Source organism: Lentilactobacillus otakiensis DSM 19908 = JCM 15040 (assembly GCF_001434145.1).
GTDB lineage: Bacteria > Bacillota > Bacilli > Lactobacillales > Lactobacillaceae > Lentilactobacillus > Lentilactobacillus otakiensis.
In genome coordinates this window covers 78,394-100,933 of record NZ_AZED01000020.1, presented here as the reverse complement: position 1 = coordinate 100,933, position 22,540 = coordinate 78,394, and the positions used below count along the sequence as shown (strand labels likewise).

Below are 22,540 nucleotides of genomic sequence, written 5' to 3'. Positions count from 1 at the left end.
GGTGAACGATTTTTGTTCATCGTTGAGCCCTTTAGCTTACACAGTAGGGGCCAGGCCCGTCGGAACACGTTTAGAGTGTGACGAGACCCGGTTAGGGCCCGGAGCATAAGCAAGAAAGTCCAATGATGAACGGCTTGTGTTCATTAGTGGACTTTCTTGCTTATGCAGTAGGGCGCTGGGTCGTCGCCAAGTAGGCTAGGCAGGCTTTCAGCCGGCCGTCGAAACACGTTTCCACTAAATAACATTCAAACAACCACCAACCAAAAAACGAGGTCCTGCCAAACGGCAAGACCTCGTTTTAAATTATCAGAAAATACATATATCAAAGTTAAGTGAACCAACTACTCGCCAAGTTCCTGCTTAGCATTCTTAATCTGCAGCCGGACTTGATCGAAGCCAGTTCCACCTAAAGAATGACGACGTTCAACTGCAACCTCTGATTTAAGGTCGTGATAGACGTCCTCTTCAATTTTAGGCGAAGCTGCCTGTAGTTCCTCTAAAGACATGTCTTGGAGGTTCTGGTGGGTTTCTATGCCCTTTAAGACCAATTTACCGACGATACCATGAGCTTCACGGAATGGAATGCCCTTGGTTGCCAAATAATCAGCTAATTCTGTGGCATTTGAAAAATCATTTTCAGTCGCCTGCTTCATTCGCTCAACATTCGGCTTGGCAGTCTTTAACATCCCATTAAACACCTTCAAAGATGGTAACAAGGTTTTGACGGTGTCAAATGTACCCTCTTTATCCTCTTGAAGATCCTTATTATACGCCAATGGCAGAGATTTCATCGTTGAAAGCAAGCCGATTAGGTGGCCGTATACTCGACCGGATTTACCACGGATCAATTCAGCCATGTCCGGATTCTTCTTCTGCGGCATGATTGAACTACCAGTTGTGTATGCGTCACTCAATTCAAGATATTTGAACTCGTGGCTGACCCACATACTGATTTCTTCACAGAAACGGGAAAGGTGCATCATCAAGATTGAACTATTGCTCAAAAATTCCAAGGCGAAGTCCCGATCGGAAACGGCATCCAGTGAGTTTGGATAAACTTGGCCAAATCCCAATTCCTTCGCTGTATATTCACGGTCAATCGGGAAAGTTGTTCCAGCCAGTGCAGCCGCACCCAATGGCAGAATATCAGTATGCTTCATATTGAATTCGAACCGTTCCTTATCACGCTTGAGCATCTGATAGTACGCCATCAGATAATGCCCATAGGAAATCGGTTGCGCATGCTGCAAATGGGTGTAGCCCGGCATGATTGTTTCAATGTTCTTTTCAGCCATGGCTACCAGCGTTTTTTGCAAAGTGGTGATTTCATCAATGACTTGTGGCAGTCGATTCTTCAAGTACAAATGAAAGTCTGTGGCCACCTGATCATTCCGAGAACGTGCCGTGTGCAATTTCCCGGCAACCGGTCCAATTCGATCGGTCAACAAAGCTTCAATATTCATATGAATATCTTCGTTTTCAACGGTAAAATGCAACTTACCAGCATGCAGATCATCACGCAAACCATTTAAACCGGCAACAATCTGATCGACATCCGCCATCGGCAAAATTTTGGTATGTCCCAACATCTTAACATGGGCAAGTGAGCCCTCGATATCCTCATCGGCCATTAACTGGTCAAATGAAATCGAAGCCCCAAACTGGTCCACCCATTCAGCTGCTTGTTCCTGAAACCGACCACCCCATAGTTTCTTAGTACTCATTTATTTCTTAGCTCCCGTATGTGCAGAATGTTGTTCATGAACCGTTACTTTATCCTTTAATTGAGATTTAGTGACAGCTTTAACAAATTGTGAGTTCTTATTCTTGAGGGCAACTTGTTGGTAAACCTGAGTTGGTAAGCCCCAAAGTTTGATGAACCCTTTAGCTGCTTCTTGATCAAAGGAATCAGATGAAGTATAAGTTGCCAAGTCTTTGTCGTAAAGTGAAGAATCTGATTTACGTCCAAGGACCATGACGTTGCCTTTGAATAATTGCAACTTAATAACACCATTGACGACTTCTTGTGATTTGTCGATGAACGCCTGAATTGCGTCCATTAATGGTGAGAACCAGAGTGCATTATAAACCAACTCACTCAATTGTTTTTCAACGGTTGGCTTAAAGTGAGCCAAGTCACGTTCAAAGGTCAAATCTTCAAGCTCTTTGTGGGCTTTCAGCAAAACAGTTGCGGCAGGTGCTTCATATACTTCACGAGATTTGATACCAACCAAACGGTTTTCAATATGGTCGATACGACCGACACCATTTTCACCGGCGGTTTCATTTAATTCCTGAATAATATCAGAAAACTTCATTTTTTTACCGTTCAATTCAGTTGGAATTCCCTTTTCAAAAGTAATTTCAACTTCAGTTGGGGTATCAGGTGTGTTTTCAATTGGGTTAGTGATTGCAAAAGCATCTTCCGGTGCACTCTGCCAAGGATCTTCCAGGATTCCTGCTTCGTTGGCACGGCCCCAAATGTTAGCGTCAATTGAGTATGGAGAGTCCAAGTCAATTGGAATTGGAATATTGTGATCCTTCGCATATTCGATTTCTTGTTCACGGGACCAGTGCCAGTCACGAACTGGGCTTAAAACTTCGAGTTGAGGATCAAGACCATGGATGGCAACTTCAAAACGAACTTGATCATTTCCTTTACCGGTACAACCGTGGGCAACGGCACCCGCATGCTCTTGATGGGCAATTTGGACTAAAGTCTTGGAAATCAAGGGACGTGACAGAGCTGAGATCAATGGGTATGAGCCTTCATACATTGCATTGGCCTTCAAAGCCACGGCAGCATAGTTGTCGGCAAATTCATCAAGTGCATCAATGACATATGCTTTAACAGCGCCAACGTTGAGTGCCTTTTGCTTAATGAAATCAAGATCTTTTCCTTCACCAACATTAATACAGCAGGCAACAACGTCATAACCCTTGTCGTTCAACCAGGCAATGGCAACTGAAGTATCAAGACCACCGGAATACGCTAAAATTACTTTATTATTTTCTGACATATATATTCCCTCTTATCTTCTGAAAAATTCAATGTATTGAGATTAACACCAATATTCATTTATTGCAACTGTTTTTATGTTTTATTCATTATTCGTGAAAATATTATGTCGAATATGCAGTTATGAGCTGATTTTGTCAAAATATGTATGAAAAAAGCAGCCATCATCAAAATCTGGCTGCTCATTGGTCATCCTTAAATATTAACTTGATTGACACCACCATGTTGCTCTGGATAGCGTTTTTCAAGCCGTTTAATGTTATCAGTAGCGACTTCATCAAATGGGATGTCCGCCCATTCCGAGATCTGGGAAAGATACCAGAGAACATCGCCCATTTCCTGAACTAATTGATCGTGGTCAAGATTCTCGCTTTGAAATGTATATTTACGAATCAAATCAGCAAGTTCGCCCGATTCACCGGTAAGACCCAAGGCACAATTAGTAAGAACCTGTTCGTTACCCATTAATGTTCGATTGGCAGCTTTTTGGTATTCATCAAAATTCATCGTTTCATTCTCCCCTCAATCCAACGCCAAATTTCATTTTTACCCGTTTTAGTCAAAGCGGAAAACATAACCAGGGGTTCATCGGCATCCAACTGTAACGTCTTTCGAATCAACGATTCCTGTTTATTCCATTTACCACCAGAGATTTTGTCCATCTTAGTGGCAACGATTAAAATTGGAATATTGTAATATTTCAACCAGGTATGCATTGAGATATCGTCATCAGTTGGCGCATGGCGACCATCAACCAAGGTAATGACACCCTTGAGCTGTTCCCGCTTGGTCAAATAAGTTTCGATCATCCGACCCCATTTTTCGCGGCTGGCTTTGGATGCTTTGGCGTAACCATATCCGGGAACATCGACAAAATAAAGCTTGTCTTCAATATTGTAGAAATTTAATGTCTGGGTTTTTCCAGGTTGACTGGATGTCCGGGCAAATTTGTTACGATTAATTAACACGTTGGTCAACGAAGATTTTCCAACATTTGACCGACCAACCAACGCTATTTCTGGAAATTGCGTGTTTGGGTATTGTTTTTCTGCGACAGCACTAATTGTAAGGTCGACGTTGTGAACCTCCATGAAACCACTCCTTCGATGTACAAAATTTATGAATAAAAAAGAAATCTGATGGTAAACTATCTAAAGTTTACATCAGATTTCTGAGAATTACGATGCTTGTTTTAAGATTAGTTCTGGTTCTTTATGATCGGTAACTGTCTCAGGCGTAATGATCACTTTTGAAACGTCATTTCGACTTGGAAGATCAAACATGATATCACGCATAACCCCTTCAATAATTGAACGGAGTCCACGAGCACCGGTATCACGAGCAATTGCCAATTGTGCCATCTTTTCAAGGGCGCCAGGTGCAAACTCCAACTCAGCACCGTCAAGCTCAATTAACTTCTGGTACTGCTTGACCAAAGCATTCTTCGGTTCAGTTAAGATACGAACCAAATCTTGCTCATCAAGCTTATCGAGTGCGGTCAGAATTGGCAGACGACCGATGAATTCTGGAATTAAGCCAAACTTCAGTAGGTCTTCTGGAATAACTGACTGCATGATGTTCTTGGCGTCAACATCGGCAGCTTCATCAGAGTTGGTTCCAAAACCAATCGTCTTGTCGCCAAGACGACTCTTAACAATGCCTTCAATACCGTCAAATGCACCACCAACGATGAACAAGATGTTAGTCGTATCAATTTGAATAAATTCTTGTTGGGGATGCTTACGACCACCCTGAGGTGGAACGTTGGCAATGGTACCTTCAAGAATCTTCAGTAAGGCTTGCTGAACCCCTTCACCAGAAACATCACGGGTAATCGAGACATTTTCTGATTTCTTGGCGATCTTATCAATTTCATCAATGTAAATAATTCCGTGTTCAGCACGCTCAACGTCATAATCGGCATTTTGCAGCAGCTTCAGCAGAATATTTTCAACATCTTCACCGACATAACCGGCTTCAGTCAAAGTCGTCGCATCAGCAATTGCAAATGGGACGTTCAAGATTTTGGCCAATGTCTGAGCAAGATAAGTTTTACCCGAACCAGTAGGTCCGATAATACAGATATTACTCTTTTGAAGTTCCAAATCGTCATCAGGTTCACTGATCATTTCATTAACCCGCTTGTAATGGTTATAAACGGCAACGGAAAGCGTCCGCTTGGCATTTTCCTGACCAATGACAAATTCATTTAATTTATCCAGAATTTGAGCAGGAGTCAAAACCTTCAGTAAATCTTCTGATGATTTTTCTGGTGCCAATTCTTCGTCAATGATTTCTTTACATAAGTCAATACATTCATTACAAATATAAACGCCAGGTCCAGCAACAATTTTCTTCACTTGGTCCTGTGTTTTTCCACAAAACGAGCAAGTAATAGGCCCGCTTGATTCATTATCTTCAAACAAATTATTCACTCCTCCATCCAGGATGGACTTTAAATACAATTAGTAATAATCAACTAAGAGTAACTTTAACATATCATATGCAAATTGCAATTAATAGGCATTGTCCTTAAAAAAAGACCCGTCAAAATAACGGGTCTTTTAATTGAGCAGAAAACTATTTTTCTGAACTGGTTTCTTTTGAATCTTTTTCAGTTGATTTGGCTTTAGCGTCTTGCTTTGAAGAATCAACAATCATATCAATTGCTTGTTTGATTGCGATATCATGTTTCAACATGTCGTCAGTCAAGGCACTGCGAACAGCGTCTTCCTTCATACCATATTGTTTGGCAAGGTTCTTAACTTCTGCCTTAACATCGTCTTCTGATGGTTCGATCTTTTCAGCGGCAACGATTGCTTCAAGAACTAAGTTAGTCTTAACCCGTTTCTCAGCGCCGTCAGCAAATTGCTTCTTAAGGTCTTCTGGTTTAGTACCAGTCAACTGGAAGTACATATCTTGGTTGATACCTTGTTGTTGCATACCTGCAAGATATTGATCCATTTGACGTTGAATATCTTCGTCAATCATTGGTTGAGGAATGTCTTTAACTTCGGCGTTGTCGGTAGCTTCACTGATTGCAGCATCTTCGATTGCGTCACGAGCTTCACTCTTCTTTTGATTCTTGAGATCTTCTTTGATCTTTTCCTTCAATTCATCAAGGCTGTCAACATCTTCGTCAACATCCTTGGCAAAGTCATCATCTAACTTAGGTAATTCCTTTGTCTTAACTTCATGAATCTTAGTCTTGAAGATTGCATCCTTATTAGCTAAATCTTTAGCTTGATAATCTTTAGGGAATGTAACCTTAACTTCAACTTCATCGCCAGCTTTATGACCAATTAATTGATCTTCAAAGCCTGGAATGAATGAGTTTGAGCCCAATTCGAGTGAATGGTTTTCGGCACTACCACCATCAAATGGCTTACCGTCAACAGTTCCTTTAAAGTCGATAACAACAGTATCGCCCTTTTCAGCAGCTTTGCCTTCTTTGAGAACCAATTCAGCTTGGCTTTCACGTTTCTTTTCAAGTTCAGCATCAACGTCTTTTTGATAAACGCGGGTGTTTTGCTTAGGAACACTTAAGCCCTTGTAGTCGCCAAGCTTAACTTCTGGCTTAACGGTAACGTTAGCTTTGATAACCCAAGGCTTGCCTTTTTCCATTGACTCAACGTTGATTTTAGGTTGGTCAACTGGCTCAATCTTAGTATCTTCAACAGCTTTTTGGTATTCGTCAGGTAACAGAATGTTGAGGGCATCTTCATACAATGCTTCCTCACCATACATCTTAGTAAAAATCTGACGTGGAACCTTTCCTTTACGGAATCCAGGCACACGAATACTGTTCTTGTTCTTTTTAAATGCGCGATCTAAACCTGATTTAATTGAATCTGTACCGATTTCGAATGTTAATTCGCCATCATTGGTACCTTTCTTTTCCCATTTTGCAGACATCGTTTTTCCTCCGAGACCAAAAGAATTTTTTACAATTTCATAATTGCATAACATTGTTATTTTAACGTATTAATCATAAAATGTAAAATTAATTTCAAATTTATCAAATCATAAAAAAAGCTGTGAGGAAGTATCCTCACAGCTTTAGTGTGTTCTTAACGAATGAAACTAGTCATTAACGTCACTAACAACACCGGCACCAACAGTATGGCCACCTTCACGGATGGTGAACTTAGTACCTTTTTCAATGGCAACTGGCTTAGTTAATTCAACTTGGAATGTAACGTTATCACCAGGCATAACCATTTCTACGCCCTTTTCCAATTCGATAACACCGGTAACATCGGTAGTATGGAAGTAGAATTGTGGACGGTAGTTTGAGAAGAATGGCGTATGACGGCCACCTTCTTCTTTAGTCAAGATATAAACTTGACCTTCGAACTTCTTGTGGGTCTGGATTGAACCAGGAGCAGCAAGAACTTGTCCACGGACAACTTGGTCACGGTCGATACCACGAAGAAGAACACCAACGTTATCTCCGGCTTGACCTTGATCCAATGTCTTACGGAACATTTCCAAACCAGTAACAGTTGACTTCAATGGTTGATCACTCAAACCAACGATTTCAACTTCGTCACCGACTTTAACAGTACCACGATCGATACGGCCAGATGCAACAGTACCACGACCAGTGATAGTGAAGACATCTTCAACTGGCATCAAGAATGGTTTGCTGTCGTCACGTTCTGGAGTTGGAATGTATTCATCAACAACATCCATTAAGTCAAGGATAACTTGTTCTTGTTCCTTGTCGCCCTCAAGTGCTTTAAGAGCTGAACCACGGAGAACAGGAATATCATCACCAGGATAATCGTATTCAGAAAGTAATTCACGAACTTCCATCTCAACCAAGTCAACTAATTCGTCATCATCAACTAAATCAGTCTTGTTTAAGAATACAACGATGTAATCAACACCAACTTGATGAGCAAGTAAGATATGTTCACGAGTTTGTGGCATTGGGCCATCAGTTGCGGCAACAACCAAAATAGCACCATCCATTTGAGCGGCACCAGTGATCATGTTTTTAATGTAATCAGCATGTCCTGGGGCATCGATATGGGCATAGTGACGCTTTTCAGTTTCGTATTCCACGTGAGCAGTGTTGATAGTTATACCACGTTCACGTTCCTCTGGAGCTGCATCGATATCAGCATAGTCTTCAGCCTTAGCGAGACCCTTTGAAGCCAATACTTTAGTGATAGCAGCAGTCAAAGTAGTTTTCCCATGATCAATATGGCCAATAGTACCAATATTTACATGGGGTTTTGTTCTTTCATAATGTTCTTTTGCCATTAATGAAACCTCCTGTTGTTTTCAAGAATTACATCAATTCGCATCAATGCATTTCTAAGTGTTATTATACTACATCTTCTGGAAAAGACAAAGTAGTCAATTTTCGAAGAATCCTTAAGTATTATATCGATACTAGAATTGTTTGTAAACAGATTCCCTCCATTTTCCGAAAATAATTTAGTTATATGAGACCAATTTTAATCTCTTGGTTATGAATTTGGTCAATCCACGATAACATCTGCTTCTCCTCAGGGCCCTTTGCGGATACCGGTTCACCAAAGGATTGGGCGATAATTGCGGTTGCCCAAAAGCTCGGATTGGTAATCACCCTATCAAAATATGGGTAAATATAATTACTTTGTGTGAATAGTTCCTTTTCAAGCAATTCCAGCTTAATTGGATCATCAGCAGCAAATTTTTGTTCAACTTTCTGCAGCACATCAACAAAAGTGACTGATTCCTCCAATGGTTTTAATTCGTCCGTGCTTATGGTATGAGTTTGTCCATCAAGCCATACGAAATCGACGTTTTCAGAAACCTGGACTTTCATCAGTTGTAATAATACTTGCGTTTTTGAAACCTGCCATCCAAATGCATCGCTCAAAATTGTTTTCGCAGCCGAAACATATTCTCTTAGTGGCAACTTAAGTGCAGATTTGACTTCGTGGACCTGCTGTTCGACTGGCAATGCTCCCAGATAGGCAAACTTGCGAGTTTGTGCTGCCAAGTCTGCCGGACCGGTGGCGCGAAATGCGTCTTCTGCTTGGTTAATTTGTCCTTGCCACCTCACAGCAGCCCTCTCAGATGCCTGTGCCAGCACTTCTCTTGCCAACATGAACAAATGATTCGACAAAAAAATTTTCAGTAAGTGTTCTTGATACTTAGGTTGAGCCATTAATTCATCGGCAAATTCCTCGACAATTTTAAAGGCCTCAGGATATCTTTTTAAAGCATACAGTGCAATCGCATATAAATCGTTAAGTTCCAAAGATTGCGGATATTTTTCCAGTAAATGCTCTGTTTTATTGATCACCTGGTTATATCGCCCATCCTGAAAGTCCTCTTTGGCACTCAATAAAATGACCCGATCATTTTTTGTCATCTCAGCCATGCTTTCCTCCTCAACAATCAAGTTACAGAAAACGAGCAATTCAAATCAATGAATTACCCGTCTTGTGAGCTAATTTTTTTCAGTTGCTTTTTGCTTTTTCTTTGAACGCTTGTGGTGTTGATTAACTTCCATTATAACTGGCAGAATCACTGGGCGTCGCTTAGTTTGTTTGTAAAGATAATCACTCAGGTCTTCTCGAACATCCTGCTTGAGGTTGCTCCAATCAAACTCTTTGTGTTCAAGGTTATTGGTAACCGTCTTTTCAATGATTCCCGCGGCATCTTTCATTAAATCTTTGTTTGCTTTAACGTAAACAAATCCTCTTGAAGTCAGCTTGGGACTGGAAACAATCCGTTTCTTCTTACGGTCAATCGTGACAACTGCAACAAAAATTCCGTCTTCAGATAAGACTTTCCGATCACGAAGAACGATATTTCCGATATCACCAATCCCGATACCATCAATCATGGTGTCAGCGAGATCGACGCCCTTGCCCAAATGAATATCATCCTTTGAAATCGAAATGACATCCCCTTTGGCAGGAATCACAATTTGATCATCAGTATAACCAATCTCTTTAGCTAGTTGGGCATTGGCTTCCAACAACCGATATTCGCCTTGAACCGGAATCACGTACTTGGGATGCAACAAATTCATTAACAGCTGCAAATCTGACTGACTGGCATCTCCGGACGAATTCATCTCATCAGAAATCATCTTAACTTCGCCATCCGCACGGTAAACCATATCACGAGTCTTTGCGACCGTCGTTTCCATAGCAGTAGATGGTGTCGTCGTGATGAATACCAAATCGCCGGGTTCAATGTTAATGTCACTCTGCTCTTTATTGGCCATACGTTGGATTGCTTTGATAGGCTCGCCCATTTTACCGGTCTGAATGATCACGACCTTGTCTGGTGCCATCTTTTTCAATTCATCCAACGAATCAATTAAGAGATTATCTTCAGGCAGCTTGAGGGTGTTCAAACCCATGGCAGTTTTCACAATTCGTTCCAAATCATGACCCGTCAAATAGACTCTCCGGCCAGTCTTTGCGGCGGCGTTGAAGACCTGTTGCATTCTTAAAATGTTGGAGGCAACACCGGCAACAATAATTCGGCTGTTTTGATAGTTAAATGTATCATCGATATATTCAGCAATCTTTTTCTCAGATGCACTGGGCTTGGGATTCTCAGCATTGCTTGAATCATCAAGTAACGCCAAAACGCCCTCATCACCAAGTTGAGTTAACGCTGAATAGTTAGTTTGATAAATTGGTGCTGCGGTTTGGTCAAATTTGAAATCGCCGGTGTAGACGATAATTCCATCAGATGTGTGCAGCGCAATTCCCAAAGAACCAGGGATTGAATGGGTCGTCTTGAAGAAAGTGACCTTAATATCGTCAAAGTCAATTTCGCTTCGATCACTGACAACGTGAAAATCATCAAAGCTCTTGATTTCCTGAGAATCGGACACATTGATCTTGGCAAGTTCAATTGTCATCTCAGAACCAAAGACCGGAACGTCAAACTTACTTAGAAAGTATGAGATTGCCCCGATTGAATCTGCATGTCCGTGGGTTAAGAAGACACCCACAATTCGATCCTTGTTTTCTTCAAGCCAGCTAAAGTCGGGAATAACAACATCGATTCCTAATAATTCATTTTCAGGATATTTTAGGCCGCAGTCTAAAATATAAATACCGCCATTAATATCGACCGCGTACATGTTCTTGCCATTCTCGCGGGCGCCACCAATCGCCATTACTTTTATTTCGTTTTTCATGATTCACCTCAAAAATTAATTTGTTCTTTTTTACGTTCGTTTTCAGCTTCTTTTAGTTTAACATATTTTTTGTTGAAACCGAATTTTTCAAAAAAGATTGTGCTTTCTTAAATATATGTATAAAAAAAGAACGGATCCAATCCGTTCTCAAAATGTTAATATTAACGACGAAGACCAAGGTCTTTGATCAATTGACGGTAACGAGTAACGTCGTTGTCACGTAAGTATGCCAACAAGTTACGACGATGACCAATCTTCTTCATAAGTCCACGTTGTGAATGGTAATCTTTACGATGAGTACGCATATGTTCGTTAAGTTCGTTGATATCTGCGGTCAAAACAGCGATTTGAACCTCTGCTGAACCGGTATCGCCTTCGTGACGAGCAAATTTGTTGATAATTTCGTTTTTCTTAGTTTGTGTAATTGCCATGATATATAACCACCTTTTTATTTTTTTGACGCCAACAACTGAGTATGCGGAAGTGGTACCCGACAAACTAAGTCGAAGGTCTTGTACAACACACAAAAAATAGTATAACGGTTTTTCGTAATAAATACAAGCCTATTGCTGATATTCATTAGTGGTTTGGGTTGCAATCGTCCGCTGGTTTTTGTATAATGATGCTTGTTGAAATTTAATAATTTTTACTTAGAAAAATACTCGGAGGTGAGTCAAATGCCAATTATCAAATCTGCTATCGAACGTGTTAAAACTAATGAAAAAGCACAACGTCGTAATGCTGCTCAATTGAGTGCATACCGTACCGCAGTTAAGAAGTTCCAGAAGGCACAAGTTGCCGGTTCTGACGACGCAAAAGATTTATACATTAACGCAATCAGCGCAATTGATCGCGCAAAATCAAAGGGCTTAATTAAAGCTAACAAAGCTGCTCGTGACAAGTCACGTTTAACTTCAAAATTAGCTAAATAGTTTCTTTCCTAGTTGTTAGTTAGTCTAACAACTTTTTTTGTACTCAAAAACAGGAGCAAGTCTGCGGCATGGCAGTCTTTGCTCCTGTTTTTCGTTTATCCAACACTTTTCATAAATTTCAATACAAATAACTCGAATAGTAATTCTGGCGGCCGTCGCGTCGATTTCATTTGACGTTCGGTATCCACCAAACCGATGTAAGCATCCCTCAATTGGCCATAGCTAAATTTTCTAACAGTCTGCATTGCCAACTTCACTCGGTATGGATGAACTTTGAGAGTTGATGCCAAATTCCCTTGGGAATAACCATGTTTTTGCAGAATCATCACCTGCAACAGCAACCGGAATTGCTGAATCAAGACGGCATTAATCCGAATTGGCTCATCATTTTCCAAAATTAACTGATGATAAATATCCATCGATTGTTTGGGATTCTTTTGCAGGACACTGTTCACCAAATCAAATACATTTTGTTCCATTGAACGACTAACCAGTCCGTTGACTGATTCAAGATCAATCACTTTAGTATCATTGTTGTACAAAAGCAGCTTTGGGAGGTCACTCATCATGGACGTGAGCTTACCACCAGTCAATTCGACCATCCGATCCAAAGCATCCGGATTGATTTGAAAACCAGCCGAGTTAATTTTGTCAGTGACCAGCTTTTTAATTTCATTTTCGCGCAGTTTGCCAATTTCAATGGTTGTGGCAACTTTTTTTAACGCCTTAGTAACTTTTTTGCGTGAATCCAATTTATCATATGGCGCAAAAATCACCATGATCGTCGATTCTTCTGGATGTTTCAAGTACTCCAAGAAATCATCAATATTTTGTTCAACCTTGGATTTCGTTCGCATCCCTGTCAGAAAGTACGGTCGGTTAACCATTACCAGTCGGCGTTCCCCAAAAAACGGCACCGAAATGGCATCTTCAACTGCCGCAGAAATGGTTGTGTCCTCCATATCATAGTTGCCGATATTCATTGAGCGTTCACTATCAGGAATGATTTGGACAAAAGCATCTTTAATTTGTTGAGAAAGATATTCTTGGTCGCCCAGAATTAGATAGACTGGGTTAGTTGTACCTTTATTCAACTGTTGCATTAACTGAGAATAATTCATCATACGTTCCCTTCATGACCGTCTAAAGCCGTTTCAAAATGTCCCGTATTGTTGCGATAAATATATCTTACCATACCGTGTTTTTGGGTATTAAAAATCTTGACATTGTGTTGCTTCAACGTCACCAGTGTTTCATCGTTTGGATGACCATAACGATTATTTCGGCCAGCAGAAATCAACGCAATTTTTGGCTTCACCGCCGAAACAAACTGGGGATCTGATGAGGTTTTACTGCCGTGATGGCCAACCTTTAATACATCAGCGGACAAGCCCGGGTGTCTGGCAATTGTATCCAGTTCCCCTGGACGGTCCAAATCACCGGTAAACAACCAACTTAAACCGCCTTTATTGGCACCTAACACCATTGAATCGTGATTTTCACCCTTGCCTGCCAAATATGGATGATAAATTTGGGCGGGCAAATTAGCCACCCGCATCTCATCGTTCACGCACAACAACTTCGTATTGTGACTGCGACCTGAAATTCTTTCCATAAAACCAGGATTCTTGTCCATCCCCAGCGGAATAATAATCCTATCGATCTTCATTTCCTCAATAAATGCCGGCAAATCACCACAGTGGTCAGCATCTTGGTGACTGACACACATATTGTCGATTTTTGAAATTCCAATACTCTTTAAATAATTGATCGATAAGCGTTTAGCCTGGTAATCCTGAGTTCCTTTTTGCCAAGGCTCGCTGTTGAATTGAACTTTGCCACCGGTATCAATCATCGTAACTGTCCGATTAAAGGGTTCTCGAATCAAAAAGCTGTCACCCTGCCCAATATCAAACATTGTGACTTCACCGTGCAACGGGAAGTGAATCCAAGCAAACGTTGCCAGATAGACAGTTGATAGTAAGATAACAATTCCTTTCACAGATCGTTTATCGACCAGTGTCAAAAGAATGGTCAATATCAGCATGATGATAACTACCAGCAGCGTTGGCTTACCAAAAACGATCATCCCAGGCAATTTGCTGATTGCATTTAAACCATCGTTGAACACCTGTAAAAATGCATCAATAGGAATCGTCAGCCCCATGGCCAACAACCCACAAATAACACCGATAATCACAGCCGGAAAAATCACCTTGCCAAAAAACGGCAATACAATGAGATTAACCGCCACGCTTAAAAAGTGCCATTCATAAATGTGAAATAACAAAATTGGGACTGTGAGTAAGTTTAACAAAATGGTCTGCTTGAAATAGGATAACTTTTCTGAGGCAATGAGTCCCAAAGACAGCCCATAGCTCAACTGAACCCCCATTAAAAACATCGCTTCAGGTAAAATGAGCAAGTTGATTATCAACGATCCGCTCCAAACGTCGAGCTGGGAAAAGCCGAGTTTGAATAAACGGTTGATAATGCCGATGATTGCCATGATCACCGCTCTTAACAACCCAGGGGAACCACCAGAAAAGATAAAGTAGCCACCCAAAAAGACAATCGAAATCACTGCCTTCTTAAGTTTTGACAACCCCATCCACACCATCAATTGGTCAACAATTGATAGAAAATAGGCGACGTGCATCCCCGAAATACTGAATATATGAAGGAGCCCAAGCTTCTTCACGCCAGTCATCTCATCAAAAAAATTATTCGGCCGATAACCACTAATCAGTCCAGTCGCGTATAAACTCAACGTTTTGGGCAAGTGACCACAGTATTGGTTGAACTTCGAACGAAGCATATGAATTCGATCAATCATTGAGAACCTATTTGGAACGCCGATGAAGCTCAAGCTTTCTGCTACGAAACAATTTTGGATTTTCTGATGATGATAATATTTTTCCATGTCAAATTGATTGATGTTAGTTGCTGGCAGAAAATCCGAGAATTTCCCGGTAACTTTAACCCTGATGGGCTGATCACCGTCGACTACCTGTCGCTGCTGGCCCTTATCCCTCAGCCTGGCGTAGAACACCATCTTCTGCTTCACGCCTTCAGGATGAGCAATGAAGCTCAAACTAGCCCCGTTCACTTTAGCGACATCTGGGTAGATTTTGACTTCATACGTTTTTTGGCCCGTTAAAGGCGTCATACACTGATGAGTGAGCCAACAGCCGCAAGCAAACATCAACACCGCCATAATCGAACCTATCAGGGCTTGAGAATCCCGTAAGAAGAAAATTCGTAGAACCAGTAACCCCATCAGGCAGACACCAATCCAAGCATTTCCGTAAATGATCATGCTCATTAAAAGCATGGCGCTTGCAGGAAAAATCAGCCAATTTTTATTAATAACTAGTCAGATAAATAGGATCCGAATGGCACTCTATCCATATCGGCTTGAGTCAATTTAATTTTGTTCAATTCAATATTTTTCAAACTAATCAATTTTTGTGCGTAATCATTATTATGGTAGTTTCGCAAATAGTTAATCTTGGTAATTCCGGCTTGCAGCAGCATTTTGGTGCACTGAAGACATGGAAAATCGGTCACATAAATTTCGGCATTGTCAGTACTTTCGCCAAATTTGGCACACTGAAGAATGGCGTTCATCTCTGCGTGAATGGTTCTGACGCAATGCCCGTCTTCCAAATAACAGCCAACATCAATACAGTGGTCGTCTCCAGCTACTGATCCGTTATAGCCACCAGCGATGATCCGCTTATCTCTCACAATTACCGCGCCAACGGATAATCGTTCACACGTGCTCCTTGAAGCCAATAAAACAGCCTGCATCATAAAATATTGGTCCCACTTAATTCGCTTATCCATTTGAATTCCACCTTCTCTGGTGTAAATCATATCTCAAATTCACCATTTGGGCTATACACAAATTGAAGATTTCAGGTTGGCAAATGTTTTATCCCCAAATCCGGGGACATCTTTGAGCTCTTCAATATTTTTAAATTGGCCGTGGGCCTGACGGTAAGCGATGATTTGATCAGCTTTTTTATCACCGATCCCAGTCAACTCTTGGAGCTTCGTCTTATCAGCCGTATTTAAATTAATCTGTTGCGGGGTGCCGGTTGCCCCATCAGCTGCCGGTGCAGCACTATCTGCCGAAGCATCTGGTGTGGTTTCCGCAGGTGTTGGGCTCGCAGCGACGGTTGAGGTAACCGGTGTCCCTTTCTCACCTCGAATGGGTACATAAATTACCTGTTGATCTGTCAATTTTTGAGCCAAATTGATTTTCTTTTTGTCCGCGGAACGATTATAACCACCTGCCAAATCAATTGCATCAACAACTCGCATATTGGCACTGACCTGATACACACCAGGATTCTTGACTGCCCCTTTCACATCGACATACATCTGCTGATTTGAACCGGCAGCAACCTGTTTCGGTTGTTCGGATGAGGCGGACTGAGAAACTGAAGCTGCTTCAGATTGGCTGCTGGAATTTTCAATCGCAACTTGATCATCAGCTGACGAAACGTCGTCACCCTTGCCAACCAGCATGCCACCAATCACGAACATAAAAATCACAATAATCGCAACTAAACCAATTAATATTTGATATAGATATTCATCAATAAACTCACGTATCCTATCCATGCTGTACCTCCCTTCTAACATGTATATACGAAAAAAAGGATTAGATTATCTAATCCTTTTTCAAAATCTGATTATTTCGTTTTCTCTAACACCGAAACTGCCTGGGCAAACGTCTTGACAGGAATAACCTTCATCGACGGTGCATACTTCTTCGCTGTGGCTTTGGCCATTTGATAATTAGTCTGATGATTTTCTTCATATTTCAAAATGGTTTTAGTTGGCTTAACATATGGGGCCAGGAAAATCTTGGCACCATGCTTTTTGGCAGTGATCACTTTTTTGTCGATACCACCAATTTCGCCGACGTTACCTAAACCATCAACTGTGCCCGTACCGGCAACTTTTTGTCCGTGACGGAGATTCTTGTTCGTTAACTGGCTATAGATCTGTAGTGAAAACATCAATCCACCAGATGGTCCACCCACTTGTCCCGGATGTACTTTGATCGGAATCTGCGGTTTAACTTGAACGTCATCAGTTAATGTAATCCCGATCCCAGCCCGATTCTTAGCGATCATCCCAAGCGGTGCGGTTGCCTGATGCAACTTACCGTTGCGCTTATATGTGACGGTGAGCTTTTGGCCGTATTTTTGCTGCTTGACGTATTTGATAAACCCAAGTGAGCTCTTAAAATGACGCCCATCCAAGGCAACCACAACGTCACCAACTTTAAGCTTGTTTTTAAAATTAGAGTGCTTCATCAAACTCATGACATAAATCCCACGATATTTGATCTTAACTGCCTTGTGAGCTTGGTGATAGGCAGTATAAATAGCACTATTAATTGATCCATCCATGTAGATCTGCTGGACCTTGCTGTATTCTTTCATGTCCTGTCCGCCGGTGACGTCTTCTTCAGGTTCAATTGAGTAATACGGACTCAACTTAGCATAAAGGTACGTAAATGGCCGGGCCTGAGAAATGCTGACCGACATCAACATGAATTGGCCCTTGTGCTTGTCCGGGTGGCCTTTAATATTGACAATTTTACTCAAATTAGCCGCATCACCGGGTCCTTCGATGTAATTTGGCAGCGGCCACAAAAAACCGATGGCCACAAAAAGTAAAATGGCAAACCAAATTAAATATTTTTTAAACCATTTCTTCATCAGCTCACCACTCTCTTATACTATTTTATTGTTGATACTTTTCGGTTAAGGCTCCTGCAACCGGTGCCGGGACAAATTTGGAAACATCGCCATGAAATTTGGCGATTTCTTTAATCATGCTGGAGGACAGATCGCGATAGTTTGCAGCTGTTGGAATAAAAATCGTTTGAATGTCCGCAGCCAGCTTTTCATTGAGGCCAGCGATCGACATTTCAGAATCCAAATCACTCCCACCACGGACGCCACGTACCAACACAGAAGCACCTAAACTGTGTGCCAGTTCAACGGTGAGCTCTTCTGAGACCACCACTTCAACATTTTTTAATTGACTAAGTGCTTCCCGAGCAAACTCAGATCGCTCATCGTCACTAAACAATGCATGTTTATGCGTATTAATACTGATTGCAACGTATACCTTGTCAAAAATTCGGCTGGCACGTTCGATCACATCAATGTGCCCAAAGGTGATCGGGTCAAAACTACCCGCATATAAAGCTTTTGTCATTGTTCATTCCCCATTTGATAATCATAAATTGTTAAATTGGTCAGTCCGTAATTTTTTTGCCTGGTCGAATGAAAACCGTCCAGATCCGTCGGTAATTCGGTGTGATTATCAGTTTCACAAATCACCACCGCGCCATCATTCAATAGCTCCAAATTCTTCAAGTTGGCTAATGTTGCCACTATTTTCTGCAGTTTGTATGGTGGGTCCAGAAATACCATGTCAAACTTAACACCATTACCGGCAAGTTGCTTTAAAACCATCTCAGCGTTACCTTTGATGACTTCAAATTGTTCTTCAGCATGAATTTTGGCAATATTTTCCTTGATGGCCTTAATCGCTTGGTATTGCCGGTCCACCAGTACAGCATGATCCATACCTCTTGAAACTGCCTCAATACCAACGGCTCCGGACCCAGCAAACAAATCCAGAAATCTCCCGCCCTGATAATATGGGCCGGTCATGCTAAACAAAGATTCTTTAACTTTATCCGTGGTCGGCCGAGTTTTATCACTTTTGACTGGGTTTAAACGAATCCCACCATATTTACCTGATACAATTCTCATGGTTTACCTCAACTTTAATAATCATCGTCAATTGAATCGTCGTCATCCAATTCAGTTTTGCCTTCCACTTCTTGGAATAATTCATTCAAGTGTGACGGAACCACTTGTTTGACATAATTCTGAGAAGATAATTTCTTAGTGATTTCTTCTTCATCGTCTTTATTCACATAAATCAGGCCATAGCGCATGCGCTTAGAAACGTAATAGAGCCGCCCATATGACTTCAGATTTCTGGAATGACGAATTGAATGCAGATAAACAATTAAGCCCGTTGTGGGTTGAATATCTAATGTCATGATGACATCTCCTTAAATATTATTTTCTAGCGACCTTTAGCGCCCGGCGTTGCATTCGCTGGCGACTACTGATATTTAACACTAGCCCCAAACAGAAGGACAAGGTCAGAATACTTGATCCGCCATAACTGATGAATGGAAATGTCACACCAGTAATTGGCAGGACACCCAGTACACCACCCATGTTAAAGAAGGTCTGAATGCTCATGTATGTTGCCACACCGTAACAGACTAAACTTTGATAGGTATTATTGCTACGGACGCCGATTTGAACAGTTCGTAAAATGATAACTGCCAACAGCGCCAATACCAGGAATGCTGCGATGGCACCCAGTTCCTCTGTCAAAATTGACATAATGAAATCAGTATTGGGTTCCGGTAAATAGCCGGTCTTTTGAACACTGTTACCAAGACCAACCCCAAACAACCCACCATTGCTAATGGCATAGTAGGAATTAACAACCTGTTGACCGGTCCCTTGTGCATGACCAAATGGATTGGTGAAGGCCACAATTCGTTGTAACTGGTATGAATTGGAAAATGAATCTGATTTTGCCATTGGCACCAAAATGAATTCAAACGCCAAAAATGCTGCCACAACACAGCCATAGATCACGCCCAGTGCCCGTTTCCAAGAAAAGCCACTGCAATTAAACAAGATAAAAGCAATTGCCAAATTAATGGCAGCACCACCGGAATCAGGTTGCTTGAGAATCAAAGCAATTAAAACTGCCGTAAAGAATAACGGCCATTTCATCTGATCCCACCAACTCCGAAACGACAGGGTGATTTCGGGTTGGCTCTTATCAATTACATCTGCCAGCCAAATGATCAAGAAGAACTTCACGAATTCAGCAGGTTGAATATTAACTGGGCCAAGATGAATCCAGCCGGCGGCACCATTGATAGTTTTGCCGACCACTAACAGGCCAATTAACACCAGGATAAACGCGTAGAGCAGGAATTTTAGGAATCCCGGTTTGCGTAAATATTTGATGTTCATTGCCGTCATCACGGCCACAATCACAATACTGATAATCACAAAAATTAATTGCTTAATCAGATAGCTTAGTGGGCTTCCACCATTTTGTAACGCAATATTTGCGCTGGCAGAATACACCATCACAACCCCAATAATCGACATGATAATATATGGAATAAATATTACATAATCGAGATTTTTTAAACGTGCTTTCCCCATTGGTCCAACTCCACTTTTCAAATTATATGTAGGTACATCGAACTACATTATATCATAATTAAAAATTCGAATTTGCTGATTACTTAACAGGTTTAGTGGAATTTAACAAGTTTTACGAATTGATTATTTTCACCCAACACAAAAAGCCACAATCAATCCAAGGCGGACTGGTTGTGGCTTTATATTTAAAATTAATTTTAGTTATGACGCTTCTTCTTAGCTTCTTTTTCACGAGTGTTTGAGTTAAGAATCTTCTTTCTCAAACGAATGAAGTTAGGCGTTACTTCACACAATTCATCTTCATTCAAGAATTCAAGTGATTCTTCAAGTGAAAGATGAGTAGGTGTCTTAATGCGGGCCATATCATCAGAACCAGCAGCACGGACGTTGGTCAAGTTCTTACCTTTAGTGATGTTAACTGTGATATCGTTCTCACGGTTATTTTCACCAACAATCATCCCTTCGTACACTTCTGTACCTGGATCGATTAATAATGTACCACGGCTTTCAATACCCATCATTGCGTAGGTAGTTGCTTTGCCGGCGTTCATTGAAACAAGGGTACCCTTAGTACGACCAGGGTTCCAGCCCTTGATAACTGGCATGTACTTCTCGAAAGTATGGTTCAAGATACCATAACCACGAGTTAATGAAAGGAATTCAGTTGAATAACCAATCAAACCACGTGATGGTGCCAAGAATGTCAAACGAGTTTGGCCATTATCAGTTGTTTCCATGTTCTGCATTGTACCCTTACGTTGTGAAAGCGTATCGATGATTGAACCAGTATACTCATCAGGAGTATCGATTTGAACGGATTCAAATGGTTCGCACATTGTACCATCGATTTCTCGATAGATAACTTCTGGACGTGATGCTTGAAGTTCAAAGCCTTCACGACGAAGGTTTTCAACCAAGATTGACAAATGCAATTCACCACGGCCTGAAACAACCCAAGCACCTGGTTGGTCGGTGTCTTCAACACGCAATGAAACATCGGTATGAAGTTCACGCTTCAAACGATCACCTAATTGACGGGCAGTTACAAACTTACCGTCTTGACCAGCAAATGGTGAAGTGTTGGTACCAAAGGTCATTTGCAGAGTTGGTGCGTCAATTCTAAGGATTGGAAGTGGTTCTGGATCCTTAGGGTCAACAACAGTTTCACCGACGTTGATATCTTCCATTCCTGAAACAGCGATCAAATCACCCGCCTTGGCTGACTCGATGTCTTCTTTCTTCAAACCGAAGAATCCCATTAATTTAGTAACACGGAAATTCTGTTTTGAACCATCAAGCTTCATAACAGTAACACTGTCACCAACTTTGATTGTTCCACGGAAGATCCGGCCAATTCCGATACGACCAACGAAGTCATTATAATCAAGCATTGCAACTTGGAATTGAAGAGGTTCGTCAGAGTTATCGATTGGAGCTGGAATGTCTTTAACAATGGTGTCAAAGATTGGCTTCATAGTATGTTCCTGCTTACTAATATCAGGATCATAACTTGAAGTTCCGTTCATAGCTGATGCATAAACAACAGGGAAATCAAGTTGCTCTTCATCAGCACCAAGTTCGATGAATAAGTCAAGAACTTCGTCCACAACTTCTTTTGGACGAGCACCTTCACGGTCAACCTTGTTAATCACAACGATTGGGGTTAAGTGTTGTTCAAGAGCTTTCTTCAAAACGAACCGAGTCTGAGGCATCGTACCTTCGAAAGCATCAACGACAAGTAAACAGCCATCAACCATTCGCATGATCCGCTCAACTTCACCACCGAAGTCCGCATGTCCTGGGGTATCCAAGATGTTAATTTGTTTGTCGCCATATCGAACGGCAGTGTTCTTTGAAAGAATGGTAATTCCACGTTCACGTTCAATGGCGTTCGAGTCAAGTGCTCGATCCTCAATTTGTACGTGCTGATCAAGCGTATCTGACTGCTTTAACATTTCGTTAACCAAAGTCGTCTTACCGTGGTCAACATGGGCAATAATGGCGATGTTACGAATGTCGTCGCGTGTTTTTAATTTAGTATCCAAGTCGTTTGCTTCCCTTCATTTAAATCAAACCGAATGTTGTACATCATACTATTTCACAATTATTCGCATAA

At 41.3% G+C, this 22,540-nt stretch carries 21 protein-coding genes; 1 reads left to right on the top strand and 20 read right to left on the bottom strand.

The window, feature by feature from the left end; translation table 11 throughout:
- Positions 1-341: 341 nt before the first annotated feature.
- From argH to rpsO, 10 genes are all read right to left on the bottom strand, one after another.
- Entirely contained in the window at positions 342-1,724 is a 1,383-nt protein-coding gene (argH, locus tag FD05_RS11325) for an argininosuccinate lyase (protein WP_020281917.1), read from the bottom strand.
- The gene (locus tag FD05_RS11320) at positions 1,725-3,020 is read right to left on the bottom strand and encodes an argininosuccinate synthase (protein WP_020281916.1); all 1,296 of its coding nucleotides are present in this window, start codon (positions 3,018-3,020) and stop codon (positions 1,725-1,727) included.
- Between the two features lie 194 nt (positions 3,021-3,214).
- Positions 3,215-3,526 (bottom strand): nucleoside triphosphate pyrophosphohydrolase family protein, encoded by a 312-nt coding sequence (locus FD05_RS11315; RefSeq protein ID WP_020281915.1) that lies wholly within the window; start codon positions 3,524-3,526, stop codon positions 3,215-3,217.
- Positions 3,523-4,110 carry a ribosome biogenesis GTP-binding protein YihA/YsxC gene (gene yihA / locus FD05_RS11310; protein ID WP_020281914.1) on the bottom strand — a complete coding sequence of 196 codons (588 nt, stop codon included), beginning with the start codon at positions 4,108-4,110 and terminating at the stop codon, positions 3,523-3,525. Before yihA ends, FD05_RS11315 begins: the two co-directional genes overlap by 4 nt.
- 87 nt (positions 4,111-4,197) lie before the next feature.
- Entirely contained in the window at positions 4,198-5,445 is a 1,248-nt protein-coding gene (gene clpX / locus FD05_RS11305; protein WP_191980531.1) for an ATP-dependent Clp protease ATP-binding subunit ClpX, read from the bottom strand.
- A 154-nt stretch (positions 5,446-5,599) separates the two neighbouring features.
- On the bottom strand, positions 5,600-6,934 hold the full coding sequence (gene tig / locus FD05_RS11300) for a trigger factor (RefSeq protein WP_020281912.1): 1,335 nt from the start codon (positions 6,932-6,934) through the stop codon (positions 5,600-5,602).
- A 168-nt stretch (positions 6,935-7,102) separates the two neighbouring features.
- Positions 7,103-8,290, bottom strand: coding sequence for an elongation factor Tu (gene tuf / locus FD05_RS11295; RefSeq protein ID WP_020281911.1), 1,188 nt, complete (start codon positions 8,288-8,290; stop codon positions 7,103-7,105).
- 181 nt (positions 8,291-8,471) lie between these two features.
- The gene (locus tag FD05_RS11290) at positions 8,472-9,401 is read right to left on the bottom strand and encodes a tetratricopeptide repeat protein (RefSeq protein ID WP_020281910.1); all 930 of its coding nucleotides are present in this window, start codon (positions 9,399-9,401) and stop codon (positions 8,472-8,474) included.
- A gap of 69 nt (positions 9,402-9,470) precedes the next feature.
- Entirely contained in the window at positions 9,471-11,186 is a 1,716-nt protein-coding gene (locus FD05_RS11285) for a ribonuclease J (RefSeq protein ID WP_020281909.1), read from the bottom strand.
- Between the two features lie 161 nt (positions 11,187-11,347).
- Positions 11,348-11,617 carry a 30S ribosomal protein S15 gene (gene rpsO, locus FD05_RS11280; protein ID WP_020281908.1) on the bottom strand — a complete coding sequence of 90 codons (270 nt, stop codon included), beginning with the start codon at positions 11,615-11,617 and terminating at the stop codon, positions 11,348-11,350.
- Between the two features lie 246 nt (positions 11,618-11,863).
- On the opposite strand from rpsO, the gene rpsT reads away from it, so the two are divergent.
- Positions 11,864-12,118 (top strand): 30S ribosomal protein S20, encoded by a 255-nt coding sequence (gene rpsT / locus FD05_RS11275; protein ID WP_020281907.1) that lies wholly within the window; start codon positions 11,864-11,866, stop codon positions 12,116-12,118.
- 95 nt (positions 12,119-12,213) lie between these two features.
- Here the strand turns inward: rpsT and holA are convergent, their stop codons facing one another.
- From holA to typA, 10 genes are all read right to left on the bottom strand, one after another.
- Positions 12,214-13,239 carry a DNA polymerase III subunit delta gene (gene holA / locus FD05_RS11270; RefSeq protein WP_039933289.1) on the bottom strand — a complete coding sequence of 342 codons (1,026 nt, stop codon included), beginning with the start codon at positions 13,237-13,239 and terminating at the stop codon, positions 12,214-12,216.
- Complete coding sequence (locus tag FD05_RS11265; protein WP_235714316.1) at positions 13,239-15,443, bottom strand: DNA internalization-related competence protein ComEC/Rec2; 2,205 nt, start codon at positions 15,441-15,443, stop codon at positions 13,239-13,241. Before FD05_RS11265 ends, holA begins: the two co-directional genes overlap by 1 nt.
- Positions 15,444-15,490: 47 nt before the next feature.
- On the bottom strand, positions 15,491-15,967 hold the full coding sequence (locus tag FD05_RS11260) for a ComE operon protein 2 (RefSeq protein WP_039933268.1): 477 nt from the start codon (positions 15,965-15,967) through the stop codon (positions 15,491-15,493).
- Positions 15,968-16,018: 51 nt separating this feature from the next.
- On the bottom strand, positions 16,019-16,750 hold the full coding sequence (locus FD05_RS11255; RefSeq protein ID WP_020281903.1) for a ComEA family DNA-binding protein: 732 nt from the start codon (positions 16,748-16,750) through the stop codon (positions 16,019-16,021).
- Between the two features lie 71 nt (positions 16,751-16,821).
- Positions 16,822-17,859, bottom strand: a complete 1,038-nt coding sequence (locus tag FD05_RS11250; protein ID WP_020281902.1) for a SepM family pheromone-processing serine protease — start codon at positions 17,857-17,859, stop codon at positions 16,822-16,824.
- Positions 17,860-17,884: 25 nt separating this feature from the next.
- Positions 17,885-18,364 carry a pantetheine-phosphate adenylyltransferase gene (coaD, locus tag FD05_RS11245; RefSeq protein ID WP_020281901.1) on the bottom strand — a complete coding sequence of 160 codons (480 nt, stop codon included), beginning with the start codon at positions 18,362-18,364 and terminating at the stop codon, positions 17,885-17,887.
- Complete coding sequence (gene rsmD, locus FD05_RS11240) at positions 18,361-18,927, bottom strand: 16S rRNA (guanine(966)-N(2))-methyltransferase RsmD (protein WP_020281900.1); 567 nt, start codon at positions 18,925-18,927, stop codon at positions 18,361-18,363. Before rsmD ends, coaD begins: the two co-directional genes overlap by 4 nt.
- Positions 18,928-18,941: 14 nt before the next feature.
- Positions 18,942-19,223 carry a YlbG family protein gene (locus FD05_RS11235; RefSeq protein ID WP_020281899.1) on the bottom strand — a complete coding sequence of 94 codons (282 nt, stop codon included), beginning with the start codon at positions 19,221-19,223 and terminating at the stop codon, positions 18,942-18,944.
- Between the two features lie 19 nt (positions 19,224-19,242).
- Positions 19,243-20,424, bottom strand: coding sequence for an FtsW/RodA/SpoVE family cell cycle protein (locus tag FD05_RS11230; protein ID WP_039933266.1), 1,182 nt, complete (start codon positions 20,422-20,424; stop codon positions 19,243-19,245).
- A 197-nt stretch (positions 20,425-20,621) separates the two neighbouring features.
- The gene (gene typA, locus FD05_RS11225) at positions 20,622-22,469 is read right to left on the bottom strand and encodes a translational GTPase TypA (RefSeq protein ID WP_020281897.1); all 1,848 of its coding nucleotides are present in this window, start codon (positions 22,467-22,469) and stop codon (positions 20,622-20,624) included.
- Between the last annotated feature and the right edge of the window lie 71 nt (positions 22,470-22,540).

Excerpts from the sequence above, each read along its gene's own strand:
- argH (WP_020281917.1), bottom strand. The coding sequence starts at position 1,724 with ATGAGTACTAAGAAACTATGGGGTGGTCGGTTTCAGGAACAAGCAGCT.
- FD05_RS11320 (WP_020281916.1), bottom strand. The coding sequence starts at position 3,020 with ATGTCAGAAAATAATAAAGTAATTTTAGCGTATTCCGGTGGTCTTGAT.
- FD05_RS11315 (WP_020281915.1), bottom strand. The coding sequence starts at position 3,526 with ATGAATTTTGATGAATACCAAAAAGCTGCCAATCGAACATTAATGGGT.
- yihA (WP_020281914.1), bottom strand. The coding sequence starts at position 4,110 with ATGGAGGTTCACAACGTCGACCTTACAATTAGTGCTGTCGCAGAAAAA.
- tig (WP_020281912.1), bottom strand. The coding sequence starts at position 6,934 with ATGTCTGCAAAATGGGAAAAGAAAGGTACCAATGATGGCGAATTAACA.
- tuf (WP_020281911.1), bottom strand. The coding sequence starts at position 8,290 with ATGGCAAAAGAACATTATGAAAGAACAAAACCCCATGTAAATATTGGT.
- FD05_RS11290 (WP_020281910.1), bottom strand. The coding sequence starts at position 9,401 with ATGGCTGAGATGACAAAAAATGATCGGGTCATTTTATTGAGTGCCAAA.
- FD05_RS11285 (WP_020281909.1), bottom strand. The coding sequence starts at position 11,186 with ATGAAAAACGAAATAAAAGTAATGGCGATTGGTGGCGCCCGCGAGAAT.
- rpsO (WP_020281908.1), bottom strand. The coding sequence starts at position 11,617 with ATGGCAATTACACAAACTAAGAAAAACGAAATTATCAACAAATTTGCT.
- rpsT (WP_020281907.1), top strand. The coding sequence starts at position 11,864 with ATGCCAATTATCAAATCTGCTATCGAACGTGTTAAAACTAATGAAAAA.
- holA (WP_039933289.1), bottom strand. The coding sequence starts at position 13,239 with ATGAATTATTCTCAGTTAATGCAACAGTTGAATAAAGGTACAACTAAC.
- FD05_RS11265 (WP_235714316.1), bottom strand. The coding sequence starts at position 15,443 with ATGAGCATGATCATTTACGGAAATGCTTGGATTGGTGTCTGCCTGATG.
- FD05_RS11260 (WP_039933268.1), bottom strand. The coding sequence starts at position 15,967 with ATGGATAAGCGAATTAAGTGGGACCAATATTTTATGATGCAGGCTGTT.
- FD05_RS11255 (WP_020281903.1), bottom strand. The coding sequence starts at position 16,750 with ATGGATAGGATACGTGAGTTTATTGATGAATATCTATATCAAATATTA.
- FD05_RS11250 (WP_020281902.1), bottom strand. The coding sequence starts at position 17,859 with ATGAAGAAATGGTTTAAAAAATATTTAATTTGGTTTGCCATTTTACTT.
- coaD (WP_020281901.1), bottom strand. The coding sequence starts at position 18,364 with ATGACAAAAGCTTTATATGCGGGTAGTTTTGACCCGATCACCTTTGGG.
- rsmD (WP_020281900.1), bottom strand. The coding sequence starts at position 18,927 with ATGAGAATTGTATCAGGTAAATATGGTGGGATTCGTTTAAACCCAGTC.
- FD05_RS11235 (WP_020281899.1), bottom strand. The coding sequence starts at position 19,223 with ATGACATTAGATATTCAACCCACAACGGGCTTAATTGTTTATCTGCAT.
- FD05_RS11230 (WP_039933266.1), bottom strand. The coding sequence starts at position 20,424 with ATGGGGAAAGCACGTTTAAAAAATCTCGATTATGTAATATTTATTCCA.